The 16,509-nt window shown below is 57.8% G+C and carries 15 protein-coding genes; 11 read left to right on the forward strand and 4 right to left on the reverse strand.

Annotation, left to right across the window (positions count from 1 at the left end; translation table 11 throughout):
* Window positions 1-3: 3 nt before the first annotated feature.
* Window positions 4-483 (forward strand): 2-amino-4-hydroxy-6-hydroxymethyldihydropteridine diphosphokinase, encoded by a 480-nt coding sequence (folK, locus tag EI293_RS14865; RefSeq protein ID WP_125439196.1) that lies wholly within the window; start codon window positions 4-6, stop codon window positions 481-483.
* 57 nt (window positions 484-540) lie between these two features.
* Here folK and fabD read toward each other — a convergent pair whose 3' ends face one another.
* The 3 genes from fabD to EI293_RS14880 all read right to left on the reverse strand — a co-directional run bounded on the left by fabD (window position 541) and on the right by EI293_RS14880 (window position 4,759).
* On the reverse strand, window positions 541-1,428 hold the full coding sequence (gene fabD / locus EI293_RS14870; RefSeq protein WP_125439197.1) for an ACP S-malonyltransferase: 888 nt from the start codon (window positions 1,426-1,428) through the stop codon (window positions 541-543).
* Between the two features lie 128 nt (window positions 1,429-1,556).
* Window positions 1,557-1,889 carry a hypothetical protein gene (locus EI293_RS14875; RefSeq protein ID WP_125439199.1) on the reverse strand — a complete coding sequence of 111 codons (333 nt, stop codon included), beginning with the start codon at window positions 1,887-1,889 and terminating at the stop codon, window positions 1,557-1,559.
* Window positions 1,890-1,966: 77 nt separating this feature from the next.
* A complete protein-coding gene (locus tag EI293_RS14880; RefSeq protein ID WP_170170389.1) occupies window positions 1,967-4,759 on the reverse strand; it encodes a T9SS type B sorting domain-containing protein in 2,793 nt (930 codons plus the stop codon).
* Window positions 4,760-5,061: 302 nt separating this feature from the next.
* On the opposite strand from EI293_RS14880, the gene EI293_RS14885 reads away from it, so the two are divergent.
* The 8 genes from EI293_RS14885 (at window position 5,062) to EI293_RS14920 (ending at window position 12,708) form a co-directional block, all read left to right on the forward strand.
* Window positions 5,062-5,736, forward strand: a complete 675-nt coding sequence (locus EI293_RS14885) for a succinate dehydrogenase cytochrome b subunit (RefSeq protein ID WP_125439203.1) — start codon at window positions 5,062-5,064, stop codon at window positions 5,734-5,736.
* Between the two features lie 19 nt (window positions 5,737-5,755).
* The gene (locus tag EI293_RS14890; RefSeq protein WP_125439205.1) at window positions 5,756-7,690 is read left to right on the forward strand and encodes a fumarate reductase/succinate dehydrogenase flavoprotein subunit; all 1,935 of its coding nucleotides are present in this window, start codon (window positions 5,756-5,758) and stop codon (window positions 7,688-7,690) included.
* Between the two features lie 126 nt (window positions 7,691-7,816).
* Entirely contained in the window at window positions 7,817-8,572 is a 756-nt protein-coding gene (locus EI293_RS14895) for a succinate dehydrogenase/fumarate reductase iron-sulfur subunit (protein ID WP_044001406.1), read from the forward strand.
* Between the two features lie 153 nt (window positions 8,573-8,725).
* Window positions 8,726-9,253: an NADPH-dependent FMN reductase gene (locus tag EI293_RS14900; protein WP_125439207.1), complete on the forward strand. Its 528-nt coding sequence runs from the start codon at window positions 8,726-8,728 to the stop codon at window positions 9,251-9,253.
* 80 nt (window positions 9,254-9,333) lie between these two features.
* A complete protein-coding gene (locus EI293_RS14905; protein WP_125439209.1) occupies window positions 9,334-9,717 on the forward strand; it encodes a hypothetical protein in 384 nt (127 codons plus the stop codon).
* Window positions 9,718-9,866: 149 nt separating this feature from the next.
* A complete protein-coding gene (locus EI293_RS14910) occupies window positions 9,867-10,595 on the forward strand; it encodes an MbnP family protein (protein ID WP_125439211.1) in 729 nt (242 codons plus the stop codon).
* 12 nt (window positions 10,596-10,607) lie between these two features.
* Complete coding sequence (locus tag EI293_RS14915; protein WP_125439213.1) at window positions 10,608-11,666, forward strand: cytochrome-c peroxidase; 1,059 nt, start codon at window positions 10,608-10,610, stop codon at window positions 11,664-11,666.
* Window positions 11,667-11,709: 43 nt separating this feature from the next.
* Window positions 11,710-12,708 carry a hypothetical protein gene (locus EI293_RS14920; RefSeq protein WP_125439215.1) on the forward strand — a complete coding sequence of 333 codons (999 nt, stop codon included), beginning with the start codon at window positions 11,710-11,712 and terminating at the stop codon, window positions 12,706-12,708.
* A 60-nt stretch (window positions 12,709-12,768) separates the two neighbouring features.
* Here the strand turns inward: EI293_RS14920 and EI293_RS14925 are convergent, their stop codons facing one another.
* Window positions 12,769-14,043, reverse strand: coding sequence for a chloride channel protein (locus EI293_RS14925; RefSeq protein WP_125439217.1), 1,275 nt, complete (start codon window positions 14,041-14,043; stop codon window positions 12,769-12,771).
* A 136-nt stretch (window positions 14,044-14,179) separates the two neighbouring features.
* Here EI293_RS14925 and EI293_RS14930 point away from each other — a divergent pair, with 136 nt between their 5' ends.
* Window positions 14,180-15,313, forward strand: a complete 1,134-nt coding sequence (locus tag EI293_RS14930; RefSeq protein WP_125439219.1) for a cytochrome-c peroxidase — start codon at window positions 14,180-14,182, stop codon at window positions 15,311-15,313.
* A gap of 49 nt (window positions 15,314-15,362) precedes the next feature.
* Window positions 15,363-16,502 carry an acyltransferase family protein gene (locus tag EI293_RS14935; RefSeq protein WP_125439221.1) on the forward strand — a complete coding sequence of 380 codons (1,140 nt, stop codon included), beginning with the start codon at window positions 15,363-15,365 and terminating at the stop codon, window positions 16,500-16,502.
* Window positions 16,503-16,509: the final 7 nt, after the last annotated feature.

Below are 16,509 nucleotides of genomic sequence, written 5' to 3' on the forward strand. Positions count from 1 at the left end.
CTCATGCCTACTGCCTACCTGCTGCTGGGCTCCAACCTTGGAAACCGAACCGCCATTCTCCACAAAGCAGTCCGGGAGCTGGGCGCTTCGGCGGGCGTTGTGCTGGCCGTTTCGGGCCTGTATGAAACGGCGGCCTGGGGCCTGGAGGAACAGCCGGCTTTCCTGAACCAAGCCGTGAGTATCCAAACCACTCTCCCCCCCAATCAGCTCCTGGCGGCCTGCCAGGCCGTTGAGCAGCAGGCCGGGCGGGAACGACTGGTACGTTGGGGAGCCCGCACGCTGGACGTGGATATTCTGCTGTATGATACGCTGGTGCTGGACACGCCACAGTTGCAGCTACCGCACCCGCGTCTGCCGGAACGCCGGTTTGCCCTAGTGCCGCTTGCTGAAATTGCCCCTGATATTCTGCATCCGGCTTTGGACCGTACAGTAACAAGTCTGTTGACAACCTGCCCCGACCCGCTGGAAGTGCAACGACTTTAAACAGAAAGAGGCCGACCGAAAATATCGGCCGGCCTCTTTTTTGGTTTCTCAGCGCAGTTATACTCCAGCTGAGCTGACAGCCGCTTCCGGGGCAATCTTCTTCACCAGCCCTTGCAGCACTTTGCCAGGGCCGCACTCCACAAATTCCGTTGCGCCATCCTGCACCATGCGCTGTACACTCTGGGTCCAGCGGACAGGCGCCGTCAGCTGCCGCACCAGATTCTCCCGGATTTCATCGGGGTTGGTGTGCGGAGCCGCATCCACGTTCTGATACACCGGGCAGATACCGGCCGAGAAGGTAGTACGGGCAATGGCCTCCGCCAAAGCCGTTTCCGCCGATTTCATGAGGGGAGAGTGGAAGGCACCGCCCACCGGTAATGGTAGGGCCCGCTTGGCTCCGGCGGCTTTCAGTTGCTCACACGCCAACTCAATGCCGCGCTGAGAACCGGATACCACCAACTGACCGGGGCAGTTGTAGTTGGCTGCTACCACCACGTTGCCACCCTCGGTAATTTCCTGGCAAATACGGGCCGTGGTGGCATCATCCAGCCCCAGAATAGCGGCCATGGTGCCGGGCTGCTCCTGGCAGGCCGCCTGCATGGCGTTGGCCCGCCGCGCAACCAGCTGCAAAGCGTCTTCAAAGCGCAGCACCTTGGCCGCAACCAGTGCCGAAAACTCCCCCAGGGAGTGACCTGCCACCATATCGGGGCGGAAATCGGGCAACACAGCAGTCAGCGCCACCGAATGCAGGAAAATAGCCGGCTGCGTCACATCGGTACGGCGCAAATCCTCTTCAGAGCCCGAGAACATCACCTCGGTCAGGGAGAAGCCCAGGATTTCGTTGGCCTGATCCATCAGCTGCCGGGCGGCCGGGTGTTGCTCGTATAGCTCGCGGCCCATGCCACTGAACTGGCTACCCTGGCCGGGGAAAATAACTGCTTTCATGGTCGTTTTTTTGGCCTGCTGCTTGTTGGCGCGAAGGCCCGCACAGCAGGTAAGGAATGAAATTGGGAGGCGCAAGCTGCAGAAATAGCCCGGAAAGCGCAACGCCCGGCACTACGAGCCACCAGGTTTTACTTCACCATCACCGTGCTCACGGCTCCGGTCTGCTTGTCAATCTCAATGGCCGAGTTATCAGGCATGCGGCCGACGCGGTCAGAGCGTTTTACCAACACCTGCCAATGCGGTCCGGCTTCCATCACCTGCAACGTACTGAGCTGGTACACCGCTGAGTCGGCCTGGGAACGGAAGTAGCGCGTGGCAATAGTCGCCGCCTGGGTTTCCGTAACCGGGGCCGCATCAGCAGCGGTTTCCGTGGTCACTGGGGCTTCCGTGGTAGTAGTTTGCTGGGGTGAGGTGCAGGCTGCTGACAGCAACAGGACGCTGAGCGAAAGAAGATTTTTCATAAGTGAAGGGAGTAAAAAAAGCCGGATGAACCAACTGGCTCATCCGGCTTTTACGCAATTAAGCGGCCTGGCAGCTATTAGTGATTAACCTGCACCCACCCTTTAAAGGTGCGCTTGGTTCGGTTCGTATCCCGGAACTCCACTTCGGCCTGATAGAAGTACATGCCATCCGACACCTTACCGTTGGAGCCCGACTCGGTACCGCTGCCGCCACCCGTCCAGTTGATGAGCGGGTCTTTGTCGCTTTCGTACACTTTCACTCCCCAGCGGTTGAAAATCTTCACAGAAGTGCGGGTGATGGGGCTGAAGACCTTGGGCCGGAAGGTGTCGTTTTTACCGTCGCCGTTGGGGGTAAAGATGTTGGGTAGCAGGAACAGCAGGCAGTTATCCTTGCATTCCTTGTTGCTGAGCGCACTAACTGCGCCATTGGCATCTACCGCCTGCACGGCGTAGCAGCCCTGCGCCGAAGTAAGGCCCTGATGCAGATATGTGGTCTGGGAGCCGGGTACGCGGGTCAGTTCCTGCAGCGGCTCCGCATCGGTAGCCGCGTAGAAGATGATATAGGAAACGATGTTGCGGCTGCAGTCGGCGTTAGGCAGGTTGCTGAGCGTCCAGCTCAGGGAGTTGGTGTACACCTGGCCACTGAGCGGCGTAGTCGGTAAGTCAAATAAGCGGCTGGCCAGACTGTCGCAGTTGGTGGGCTTTAGCGTAAGCACCGGCGTGCAGGGAATAGCCCGCAGATCAACGCACTGCTCCTGGCTCAGGTTAATCAGCGAGTCAGGTAGGGTAATGTCATAGGTGCCGTTGGTTTTCACGTAGTAGCAGTACGTGCGGCCCTTTACCAGCGGTGCGGTGCTGCTGCCGGCGTCGGTGTAGGTGCCACCAGTGGTGGTGCCCGTTACCTTGGCAACCGGCCGGAAGGCGCCTCCCGGCTCCCGACGATACACCGTGGTTGGCCGCTTGGTGTTATCCCACGGCACTCTGTAGGTCCAGGTAACAGTGATGGTGTTGGCAAGCGGATTGGGAGTGCCTGCCACCCGTACGCTGGAGGCTGGCCCGGCCGTTTCCAGCGTTTCGGCAGCACCAGCAACCGGCGTGTTATAGAACTCCAGCCGGTAGGAATACGTGTTGGCAGTGGTGTTCAGGCCAGCATTTACAAAGGTCGTATCGTCAAGATTCGTGGTGGTGTACACCTGCGCGAAGTCCGCAGCAACCGGGTTCAGACCTGGAGCCCGATACAGCCGATAGCCACGCGGCGTACCAAAGCCCACAGAAGACGTTGGCTTGGTCCAACGCACGGTAATCTGTCCGTTGGCCGGATCCGTGCGGTCCACCGTAACGTTGGTGAGGCGGGCCGCGCGACCATTAAGGGTTACACATGCCTCATTGGAGGCAATGCTGGCACCCCCACCGGGAGCGGCAAACTGCACGTAGATACGGTAGCAGTACGTTTTGCCCCGGTCCAGCCCCCGGCCGTTGTTATCGTCCAAGAAAGTACGGGTACCGGCACTTACCGAGCCCACCTGGGTGTAGCCAGCCGCAGCCGGCAGGCCGGTTTCGCACGGCCCGGGAGTGAAGTTGAAGGAATTCTCGCGGCGGAAAATCAGAATCTGCGCTCCGGGGTTCTGGCAGCTGTAACTGTCCCAATCCAACCGGCTGGTACTGCCCTGCAGCGTGGCACGCAGGTTTTGCGGGGCCGGCCCGATAACCGTTATCAGCCAGGTACGTTGATCAATCAGCGGCGTCTGGCCGGCTACCGGGCGGTCAGTAGCTTTGAATAGCACTGGGTAAGGGTCCGTCCGGATATTGGCGCAGGTAGGAGTCCACTGGAACACGCCCCGCGCGGTGGGCGGCCCGGTCGCCGTCTGCACGAAGGAGCCCGGCGTGGGCAGCATCCCCCCGAAGGCTTCCAGGGTAATGGGGTTATTGTCGGGGTCGGTAGCCGTGACAATACCGTTGGGCACCGGCGTGTTGGCTATTACGCAGATATCGGCGGGCACCATGATGGTGGGGCGCAGGTTATTGGTGGCCCGCACCGTAATCTGCATGTCACGCACCACCTCGCCAATCAGCCGGGCCTTCTCGCCGGGAGTGCGGCGGTATTCTCTGACCACAAATGCCACATTGTAGTCGCCCTGAATGGCGGGCGAATTCCACACAATCTGGCCGGTGCGGGCATCCTGCTCAAATATAGCCGCTTCCCCTGGTCGCCCTACCGGAGGGCCGGTATAGGCTACCTGCACCGGACTGCCTCCCAAAGCGGGGTCGTTCGGGTAACGGAAGCCGCTCACCGTTGACGGTACCGGGATGCAGTTGCTGAGCGCCGAAGCTACGGTTCCGGCCTGCTGGCTCGGCTGCAGCTCGTAGGCCAGGGAATCCCCATCCGCATCAAACGCGGCGGGGTTATGGAGGAATACCTGCCGGATAGCAGCCTTGTCAATTGCCGGGGCTTTTAGAACCGGTGAAGTATTCGTAAGAAACGGGTCAATGGTAACCGTAGTAGATATGAAAAAAGACTGACTAACGGAATTAACCATATTGACTACGCCCGCCACCCGGTTCTCACTCAGGTACATGACTTTGTAGGTACCCGGAGAATTGTACGTGTGCTCGAAATAGTAGACGCTACGATAATAATCCGGGGCAACCAGTTCCTTTTTGACCCGGGGAACCGCTTTATCACCGGTGCAGGTCCGGTCACCAAAGAAGATAGTTACTGCAGGCTCATCTACCGCATTGGGGGCTGCATCAGTGTAAAGTACCAGTTTGAAGAAGATGCGGCGCGGGTTACGGGCGGCAGTAGTATCGGTTTTGGCCTGAATGTCGCCGGCGCGCAGGTGGGTGGCCTGCGCCGTTGACCATGAACTCAACCAGACAAACAATAAAAGTAGCCCAGCCAGCCAAAGCCGTACCGGGCGGTTATGTACTACATGATTCATACAATCAACGGCTTAACAGGCGGGAGACAGGAAGGAGGAAGTTCAGTAAAAACCCAGCAGGAACCTAACAAAAATCCAGGTCCCAGGTTAGGTAACCGGCGCAAGGTACTAACGGAGTTGAACGGGGATAGATTCACTCTAACGCAGTCAGCTTATTCAGATTGTTTCCTGTTAGGTTGGAGGCTACCTTTGGCCGGTACAACCAACCCACCCAAACCATTCAGTAGCTCTCTATGAGTTGGATTTCCAAAACCTTTTCCAGCAGCATTGGCCGCAAAATCATCATGGCCATTACTGGCCTGTTTCTCTGTTCCTTCCTGGTAGTTCACTTGGTCGGTAACCTGCAGTTATTCAAGGCTGACAATGGCGTTGCCTTCAATGCCTATTCCGAGTTCATGGGCCACAATCCCATTATCCGCACGCTGGAAATTGTGCTGGTACTGGGCTTCGGGTTTCACATTTATGAAGGACTGTCTCTAGCCATCAAAAACCGTAGTGCCCGGGGCAGCCAGGGTTACGTATCCAACCACATTGAGCAGAACAGCTCCTGGCATTCTCGCAGCATGGCTATGTTGGGTTCTATCGTGCTGTTTTTCCTGATTGTACACCTGTACAACTTCTTCGGCTCCCTGCGCTTCACCGATGTTCCGCGTGACGCCAACGGCAACGAAGATGCTTACGCCCTGGTGTTGGCGGCCTTTAAGAACCCATTCTATGTTGCCTTGTACGTGGTAGCGCAGTTTGCTTTGCTCTATCACCTGCTCCACGGCTTCAGCAGTGCCTTCCAGACGCTGGGACTCACGCACCGCAAGTACACACCCGCCATCAAGTTTGTGGGGTATGCCTTCTCGATTGTCGTGTGCGCTGCTTTTGCCGCTATGCCGGTCTACTTCTTCTTTTTCAAATAAGTCCTAAACTCGACAGCCGATGTTTCCGGATTCCAAACTTCCCGAAGGCCCCCTGGCCGAAAAGTGGGACAAGCATAAGTTCAACGTTAAGCTCGTAAACCCCGCCAACAAGCGGAAGTACGATATTATCGTGGTGGGCACCGGTCTGGCGGGTGCTTCGGCAGCCGCCTCTCTGGCTGAGCTGGGCTACAACGTGAAAGCTTTTACCTTCCACGACTCCCCGCGCCGCGCCCACTCCATTGCCGCACAGGGCGGCATCAACGCGGCCAAGAACTACCAGAACGATGGCGACTCTGTTTTCCGGCTGTTCTATGATACTGTTAAAGGGGGTGATTACCGTGCCCGCGAAGCCAACGTATATCGGCTGGCGCAGGTATCGGTCAACATCATCGACCAGTGCGTAGCTCAGGGCGTACCTTTTGCTCGGGAATACGGTGGCTTGCTGGCTAACCGTTCTTTCGGGGGTGCGCAGGTGAGCCGGACGTTCTACGCCCGGGGCCAGACCGGCCAGCAGTTGCTGCTGGGTGCCTATTCGGCCCTTTCGCGGCAGGTGGCTTACGGCAAAGTGAAGCTGTACACCCGCTCCGAAATGCTGGACGTGGTGGTGGTAGATGGTCAGGCCCGGGGCATCATCACCCGTAACCTGATTAGCGGAGAAATTGAGCAGCACGCGGCCCACGCTGTGGTGCTGGCCACTGGCGGCTATGGCAACGTGTTTTACCTGAGCACCAACGCCATGTATTGCAACGTGACGGCCGCCTGGCGGGCGCACAAGCGTGGTGCTTACTTCGCCAACCCCTGCTTCACCCAGATTCACCCGACCTGCATTCCGGTATCGGGCGACTATCAATCGAAACTGACGCTGATGTCGGAGTCGTTGCGCAACGACGGCCGCGTGTGGGTGCCCAAAACGGTGGAAATTGCCGAGCGGATACGCAAAGGCGAAATCAAAGCTTCGGATATTGCCGAGGATGACCGGGATTACTTCCTAGAACGCAAATATCCGGCCTTCGGGAACCTCGTGCCACGCGACGTGGCTTCGCGCAATGCCAAGCAGATGTGCGACGAAGGTCGCGGCGTAGGTAGCACCGGCCTGGCCGTGTACCTTGATTTCGCGGACATTATTAAGCGGACCGGTGCTGAAGCAGTGAGCCAGAAGTATGGCAACCTGTTCGACATGTACGCCAAAATCACCGACGAAAACCCGTACCAGCAGCCGATGCGCATCTATCCGGCGGTACACTATACCATGGGCGGCCTGTGGGTTGATTACAACCTGCAAACCACTATTCCCGGCCTGTATGCAACCGGTGAGTGCAACTTCTCCGACCACGGTGCCAACCGCCTCGGTGCTTCGGCTCTGATGCAGGGCCTGGCTGACGGCTACTTTGTAATTCCCTATACCATAGGAGATTATCTGGCGCAGACGCCACCCAAGCCGGTTACTACCGACCACCCTGCCTTCCAGCAGACGGAAGCCGATGTACGCGCCCGCGTGCAGAAGCTGATGAGCATCAATGGTACCCGTACCCCCGATGACTTTCATAAACACCTGGGCAACCTGATGTGGGAGTACTGTGGCATGGCCCGCAACGAGAAAGGTCTGCGCTATGCCAAGGCCGAAATCCAGAAGCTGCGCAAAGAGTTCTGGAGCGACTTGAAACTGACCGGCACCGAGAACGAGCTGAACCAGGCACTGGAGAAAGCCGGCCGCGTGGCCGATTTCATTGAGTTGGGCGAGTTGATGGTAGACGACGCGCTGGACCGCAATGAAAGCTGCGGCGGCCACTTCCGCGAGGAATATGCCACCGAAGAAGGCGAGGCCAAACGTGACGACGACAACTACGCGTACGTAGCCGCCTGGCAGTACGTGGGCGAAAACCAGCCAGAAATTCTGAACAAGGAAGAACTGGTGTTTGAAAACGTGAAACTCACGCAGCGCAGCTACAAGTAGTAGTGAGTGTTGGGTACTGAGTAGTGAGCCTATTCCTACTCAGTACCCCTATTTTCTCACTACCCAATACTCACTACTCAATACTCTCAACATACAATGGCTGGAAGTAACCCCAATGCCAAACCGATGAATCTTACGCTGAAAGTGTGGCGGCAGAAAAACCGTAATACCCAAGGCAACATCGTGGATTACCAGGTAAAGGATATCTCGCCGGATATGTCCTTCCTGGAGATGCTGGACGTACTAAACGAAGACCTGCTCCGCAAGGGAGAGGAGCCGGTTGCATTCGACCATGACTGCCGGGAAGGCATCTGCGGCTCGTGCAACCTGTTTATCAATGGTCGGGCGCACGGCCCCGAGTCGGGTACCACCACCTGTCAGCTGCACATGCGCAAGTTCTCCGATGGTGACACGATTACCATTGAGCCGTGGCGGGCCGCTGCTTTTCCAGTCAACAAAGACCTGAGCGTGGACCGCTCGGCTTTCGACCGGATTATCCAGGCGGGTGGGTACGTATCCATCAATACCGGTGGTACGCCCGACGCCAACGAAATTCCGGTTCCCAAGGAAATTGCTGACCGGGCTTTTGAAGCGGCAACCTGCATTGGGTGCGGTGCCTGCGTGGCTTCCTGCAAAAATGCCTCGGCTATGCTCTTCGTTTCAGCCAAGGTGAGCCAGCTGGCTTTGCTGCCTCAGGGTCATGTGGAGCGCAAAACCCGCGTGGAAAACATGGTGGCGCAAATGGACATCGAAGGTTTCGGCGCCTGCACCAACATTGGCAGCTGCGCGGCCGAGTGCCCGGTGGGTATTTCGCTCGAAAACATTGCTATCCTGAACCAGGAATTCCTCCTGGCCAAGGCAACTTCGAATAACTTGGCGTAGAGTTATCGGTTGTGCTTATCAGGACTCCAAAAAAAGCGAAACGGGCCTCCGTTTCGCTTTTTTTTGTTGCTCCCAGGCGAGCCAGGAAAAGCGCTGCAAAGCTGTTGCCCCAATTCTGCGTTGGTCGTTGATTTCTAATTTTTACTTCTCCTGATGATAACCATCATTGCCGGTACCAACCGGCCCAACTCCCGGGCCCGACGCATTGCAGACTTGTACCTGAACCTGTTGGCTGAGCAGGGAGCAGACGCGCAGATCCTGGATCTGGTCCTGCTACCACTGGATTTTACTACCTCCGCACTCTATCACAACACAGGACAGCATCCGGATTTCAATAGCCTGGTGGCCATGGCCGAAGCAGCCGATAAGCTGGTATTTGTGGTGCCGGAATACAACTGCTCGTTTCCCGGTGTTTTGAAATCCTTTATTGATGGCTTGCCCTACCCTGGGGGCATCCGGGGGAAGAAGGCCGCATTAGTCGGGCTGAGCAGCGGGGCCCAGGGCGGTATACTCCCCCTGAACCACCTAACCGACGTGCTGATGTACCTGGGTACTGCCGTTTTGCCCCAGCGGGTCCGGCTCCCGTTCATCGATAAACACCTGACGGCTGAGGGCACGCTTACCGAGCCGTTGTACCAGCAGCTTCTGCAGGAGCAAGTAGAACAATTTCTCAGCTTCTAGGCGAAAAACAGCACCAGCGTGCCGCATTCCGGGTATTGCGCGGTACCTTGCAGCCGCGTTCATTTGGTAGCTTTGTTAGAATGACCCGTTTTTTCGCCCTGTTCCTGGCTGTACTTGTTTTGCTGCAGACGTTTAGTCGGGAGCTGCTGGTACTGGATTACCAGGCCCGAAAGGCGGAAATTACCCGGCTGTTCTGCGTGAATAAAGATAAGCCCCGGCTGCACTGTAACGGCAAGTGCCACCTGCGCAGGCAGCTCGGTAAAGCCACTGATACCGAAAGCAAAGCCCCCGGTGCGGGCTTCGCTAAAATTAAGTACGAGGTCTTGCTATCCCTAACCAGCTTCGAGCTGGGAACCAAGGTAATTGGCTATCCAAAAACGGTGCGCTTCGCCCCGCGCGTAGCCAGCTGCTATGCGTTTTCGCCGGTACACGGCATTTTTCATCCCCCCACGGCCCAGGCCTGAATTTCGGATTGCGCCCGGCCTGCTATAGCCGGGCTGCCTCGTCCCGGATATCTGCACAGGATGTCCGGTTGACGACTGTTTTTCAGTTTCCTGTATTTGCCGTTTTTTCGATGAAATTTCGCTCGTTTATCCTTGTCTGTCTCTCATTGGTGACTGTTACTTTCACCGCCTGTACCGATGATGCGGACGTAACCACTCCCGCTGCCGGCACCCTGGATGTGGAAGTTGACCACTTGGTGGGCAACGTACCGCTGGTGCTTAATACTGGTACCTACACTACCTCGTCCGGTCAGCAGTTCACGGTTTCCACGTTCAATTATTACCTCTCCAACATCAAGCTGAGAAAGGCTGACGGCACCGAGTATGTCGAGCCGGAGAGCTACCACCTGATCCGGCAATCGGATGCGGCTACCAAGGCCTTCACTCTGAATAACGTACCGGCCGGCGACTATACCGCCCTCACGTTTACAATTGGCGTGGATAGTGCCCGCAATGTGTCGGGGGCGCAAACCGGGGCACTGGACCCGGCTAATGGCATGTTCTGGACCTGGAACTCCGGCTACATCTACACCAAGCTGGAAGGCAGTTCGCCGCAGGCCGGAGGCAACAAGCAACTGTTATTTCACATTGGGGGCTTCAAGAAGCCGAACAATACCATTCGCACGGTGTCGCCTTCGTTGAATGGAGCTACCATTCAGATTCGCCAGGACCGGATGCCAACCGTGCATCTGGCAGTTGATGTGCTGAAGATGTTTACCGGCCCGAATTCCATTGACTTCTCTACCCTCTCCAACACGATGGGCGGCAGCAACTCGGTGAAAGTAGCGGACAACCAGGCCGCCGGCATGTTCCGCGTGGACCATGTGCACGCCAACTAGCGGCCATTTATCATGTTCCGAAACCTAACGGTTCGGCTGGCCCTGGCGGGGCTGGCCGGACTGCTGGCAGGAAGTTGCACCACCGATGCCGACGTGGCACCCGACTGGGAAGTGCCGGGCGCGGAAGTTCCCGCAAACTTCCCGGCGCCGGTGTACGCCACCAGCCAGAACCCACCCACCCGGGAAGCTTTCGAGCTGGGCCGGACGCTGTTCTATGACCCACGCCTGTCGCGCACCGGGGATATTTCGTGCGGTAGCTGCCACCAGCAGTTTGTGGCCTTTGCCCATCAGGACCACCGCGTAAGTCATGGGGTGGACAATCTGCTGGGCACCCGTAATGCGCCGGCGCTGCAGAATCTGCGGTGGCGGAGTGAGTTTTTGTGGGACGGGGGAGCCAAAAACCTCGAAACCATGCCGCTGGCTCCCATCACCAACCCCGTGGAGATGGACGAAACGCTGCAAAACGTACTCCGCAAGCTCAATGCTGATGCTGACTACCAGCAACGGTTTGCGCAGGTATACGGCCGTAAGCCCATCGACTCCCAGCAACTGCTGAAGGCACTGGCGCAGTTCACGGCTGCCTTCACCAGCAGCCACTCCCGCTACGACCAGTATAGCCGCCATGAGGCCGGAGGTGAGTTGTCGGCCGGGGAGTTGCGGGGGCTGCAGGTGCTGCGCCAGAAATGCGGCTCCTGTCACGCGGGCGAGTTATTCACGGATGAGACGTACCGCAACAACGGGCTGGACCGCAGCTTTGCGGCCGACTCGGGGCGGGCCCACATTACCGGCCGGCCGCAGGACGTGGGGCGGTTTAAGGTCCCCAGCCTGCGCAACGTAGCCCTCACCCCGCCTTACATGCACGACGGTCGTTTCCAGACGTTGCGGCAGGTGCTGGACCATTACGCCAGCGGAATGGTGGAATCGGGCACACTGGATGCGCAGTTCCGGCAGGCGGGAACTAGGCCGGGCATCTCCCTTTCGGAGGATGAAAAGGCTGATCTACTGGCCTTTTTGCATACGCTTACTGACACCGAATTCATTCAGGACAAGCGGCTGGCCGAAGCCCGCTAGCCTTATCCGGCTGCCGCTTCAGGCGGCAGGCTATTCCTTCCGTATGATCAAGAAACTTTTGCTTCTGGCGCTGCCCGTATTACTACTGGCCGCGCCAACCAGCGCCTGCGACATTTGCGGGTGCTTCATGGGCATCACGCCCTACGATAACCAAAGCGGCTTTTCGCTGATGTACCGCTACCGGGTGTTCAATGGCTACCAGAGCTACGGGCAACAGCCCCAGTTCTTCCCCACCGGAGCCCAGCCGTTCATTGCCCGCCCCCTTAACCACGTGGATGAGGACTTTCGCCATTCCCATAAAGGCGATGCGTCGGATTACGAGATTTTCCGGGTAATAGAACTGCGGGGTAAATACTTCCTGAGTAAACGCCTGGAGCTGAACGCCTTTTTACCCTACGTGATGAACTCAGCCCGGGCCAACGGCTCGACGCTGAACCTGGCCGGCGTGGGTGATGCGACGGTTTTTGCCGGCTATCATCTTATCCGAGCCATTGAAACCGCGGGAGTGCAAAGCCGCCTGATTGTGGGTGGCGGGGCCAAGCTGTCTACCGGTGATTACCAGCGCCGCAACGGCCTGGGTCGCCGCTACCCGGCCCTTAACCAGCCCGGCACCGGCACCACCGATGGGTTTGTGTATGCTAATTACATCGGGAGCTTCCGCAATGTTGGCCTGAGCCTGAACACTAGTTACCGCCGGGCCACCCGCAACGCCGTGCAGGAAAGTTTGGCTCCCAGTACCACTACGTTTGCCAATCTGTTCTACCGGGTGGCGCTGGGCACCAACTGGCAGGTATATCCCTCGGCCCAGTTCTTTTACGAGAAAACCAAGGGCGAAACCTTTGAAGGCAAACTCACCGGCGAGCATGCCATGAATAACGCATTACTGGGCCCTGGGCTGGATATGTATTACAAAAACTTCTCCCTCAACACCAGTATGCAGCTACCCGTGTACACTGCCCGCACCGACCACCCGGCCAGCGCGGGCCGTCTGGTACTGGCCGTGGGCTACAGCTTCAAGCAAAGTAAGTATCTGTTGAATTAGCCAGATAAGGTGTTGCTGTCCGGCGCAAAGATTGAACAGCAACACCTTATCTGACTTCTCTTACAGCTCGCGCAGATGCTTACCCTGCTGCCGCAGCCAGCGGCGGTGTTTGGGCTCCCCTACTACCTGCGCCCCATAAATACCCTGATGCCCGGAGAAAAGGTAGCTGACCACACACGCCAGCCCTGCATACATCCCGCACTCGTGCCCAAATAGCTCCATTGCCATCAATGTGCAGGCCAATGGGGTATTGGCAGCACCGGCAAACACGGCCACGAATCCCATTCCGGCCAGTAACGGCAGCGGGAGCGGCATTACCAGCCCCAACGCGTTGCCCAATGTAGCCCCCACAAAGAACAGCGGCGTAACCTCGCCCCCTTTGAAGCCGGCTCCCAAGGTAAGGGCCGTAAGGGCCAGCTTGAGCGCAAAAGCATACGGCAGAACGGGTCCTTGCAGCGCGGTTACAATAGTCGGCACCCCCAGGCCAATGTAGTCCGTTGTACCCAGGGCCCACACCAGCAGGGCTACCACTGCTCCTCCCACTACCGGCCGGAGCGGCGGCCAAGCTATCCGGCTTTTGTAAAAAGCACCCACCGCGTGCGTGGCCGCCGCAAACAGGCGACCGGCGAGGCCAAACGCAATACCAGCGGCGGCGGCCAGCAGCAAATTACTTATGGATAAAGCCGGAACCGCCAGCAATGGGTAATGCGTGTGCCCTACTCCCCAGGCCCGCGTGACTAAATCGGCACCGGCAGCGGCCAGAAACGCGGGCAGAATGGCATCGTAACGCAACCGCCCCAGGAAGAAGACCTCCAGCCCGAATACGGCTCCTGCCAACGGGGTCCCGAATACCGAGGCAAACCCCGCGCTAATGCCCGCAATCAGCAGAACCGTCCGGTCGCGGGGCCGTAGCCGCAGCCAACGCGTAAGTTGGTCGGCCAGGGCACCTCCCATTTGCACGGCTGTTCCCTCCCGCCCGGCTGAGCCCCCGAACAGGTGGGTGAGCAGGGTGCCCAGCAACACCAAAGGCACCATCCGCAAGGGCACCGGGGCCTGGGGCCGGTGTATGGCCTCCAGCAACAGATTATTGCCTCCTTCCACGCTCTGCCCCAGATAGTAGTAAAGCAGCCCCACCAGCAAACCGCCTACCGGCAACAGGGCAATTACCCATTGATGGGCTTCCCGCCAGCTCGTCACCCAGTCCAGGGCCACCAGGAAGCCGGCTGATGCAGTGCCTGCCAGTACCGCTACTGCGGCCCCCAGCAACAGCCAGCGGCCCAGATACCCCAGCAGTAACCGGTATTCAGCCAAGAGAGCATTCAGTCGGTTTTTCATGGGTACCTGACGGCAATAGAGCAGGCAAAAGTACGTTGCTTCAGGCAGTGTTCCGGTCTGGCCGGAACCCATACCCGAGCCCTGCTTGTTCAGTTGAAAATCGGTACCTTGAAACTGTACTCCTGGCGGCTTTCTGATGACTATAGCGTTTACTCACCTTCCGGCCCGGTTCCTGCTGCTGTTGGTTGTAGCCAGCTTGCTTGCCGGCTGCGGCAATAGAAACAGTGGAGAGGAGGAAGTGCAGAATCCATACGTCACGACACCGTACCCGCTGGTACTACCTGCCGGCCTTCCGCAGAACGTAACCGTCCCGACTGACAATGCACTGACGGTGGAAGGGGTTGATCTGGGCCGGAAGCTATTTTATGAAGTGCGTCTCTCGGGCAATGGCACCCAATCGTGCGGCAGCTGTCACCAGCAGAGCCGCGCCTTTACTGATGGCCAGGTACGCGCCCTGGGCGCCGAAGGCCAACGCCACCGCCGCAACACCATGTCTTTGGTCAACCTGCTTTGGGAGAAGACATTTACCTGGGACGGGGCCGCCACCAGCTTGGAGCAACAGGCCCGCACTCCCCTCGAAAACCCGGTAGAAATGCACCAGTTGCTGGCCGATGGCGTACGCAAGCTCCAGCAGACCGACTTGTATCCGCCGCTTTTTCAGCAGGCGTTCGGCAGCAGTACCATCACGGAAACCAACGTACTGAAAGCATTATCCCAGTTTGAGCGGACGCTCATCTCAGCGAATTCGCGCTACGATAAATACCTGCGGCGCGAAGGTACCCTGACGCCCACTGAGCGGGCCGGCGCGGCGATGTTCAACAACCACCCGGGCGAAGTGAGCGGTTTATTCATCCGGGGCGGCACCTGCCACCACTGCCATATCAGTGAAAACGGACTGTTCAGCTCGCCTGAGTTCTTTAATAATGGTCTTGACCTGACCTTTTCCGACCCCGGCCGGGGCGGCATCACCAGTCTGCCTGCGGACTGGGGCAAGTTCAAAGCCACCAGCTTGCGGAATATTGCTCAAACAGCGCCTTACATGCACGATGGCCGGTTTCAGACCCTGGAGTCGGTGCTCGACCATTACAATGAGCACGTCCAGGTGGCCAGCCCCGGCATCGACCCTAATGTGCTACTTTCCAACACGCCAAACGGTACTAAGCTCGACCTCACCGCTCAGGAAAAGGCACAGCTTCTGGCTTTTCTAAAAACCCTCACCGATTCTACTTTCCTGACCGATAAACGGTTTTCAGATCCATTCCGGCAGTAATAAATCCTCTTTCAAAAATCGGTAGGTTTGGGGCCTTATCTGCGTGTTCGTGTCTGCTCCTGCCCTACTTACTCAGTCCGATGCGTTTTCGGTGCCGGCCCGGCAAACGTATCTGCCTGCCTTTACCGGAGTCCGGGCAATGGCGGCGTACTTGGTGTTTCTGCACCACTTCAATCCGTTTGCGGGTAACGCGGCGTTGGTGCCGTTCAGCGCGCTGGTAAGGGAGTTTCATATCGGTGTACCCGTTTTTTTCGTGCTCAGCGGGTTTCTGATTACGCTCCGTTATTCTACACACGCCCTGACCCAACCCAGCCAATGGCTACGGTATATGCGCAACCGGTTTGCGCGCATTTACCCCGTCTATTTCCTGCTTACCCTGCTTACGTACCTGGTTTTCTGGCAGCGGGGAATATTTTTTCTGCGCGACATTGTGTTGAGTCTTAGCATCACACAGTCATTTTTCGACGGTTCCAAGTACGCCGGTATTGCTCAAGCTTGGTCGCTCACCGTGGAGGAATGCTTTTACCTGGCGGCCCCACTGGCTTTCTGGCAACTGCGCAGGCGAGCAGTATTGCTATGGTGGCAACCGTTTGTGCTGCTGGCAGTAGGCAGTTGCCTGGTGCTTGCATGTGCCCCCCATTACAGCCGTTTTACGGGCTTTTTCGGCTCGTTTCGGTTTATGTTGCTGTTTACTTTCCCGGGCCGGTGCTTCGAGTTCTACGCGGGTATGCAGTTGGCTTTCTGGTACCAGCAGGGCCGGTTGCGGCGGTATCGTGTCCGGGGGCTGCTTACCGCCACGGGCCTTGCGGTAATGGCAGCGGTGGTGTGCGGTATGGTCATCATTAAGGGCGGCTACACGTATGGCCGGGAGCATCCTTTAGGGGTGGCGCTTAACAATGTGGTGCTGCCCGGCGGTATTTTGTTATTCTTCGCAGGCTTACTGACAGAAAATACCTGGGTAAGACGCCTGCTGTCAACGCATTTACTGCAAATACTTGGTAAGAGCTCTTATGTATTTTACCTGATTCACATGGGCGTTGTGCACGATTGGCTGGCCCAAAGCATTACGAGCAACAACATGGTGCTATTCTTACTGCTCAATGCCGTGGCGGTGGCCTTGCATTACGGCTTGGAAGAGCCGCTGAACCGCTGGTTGCGCCCCCGGCCCGTACTATCAACGCTTTCCTGACCTCCCT

This window comes from Hymenobacter perfusus, from assembly GCF_003944765.1.
Taxonomy (GTDB): Bacteria; Bacteroidota; Bacteroidia; order Cytophagales; family Hymenobacteraceae; genus Hymenobacter; species Hymenobacter perfusus.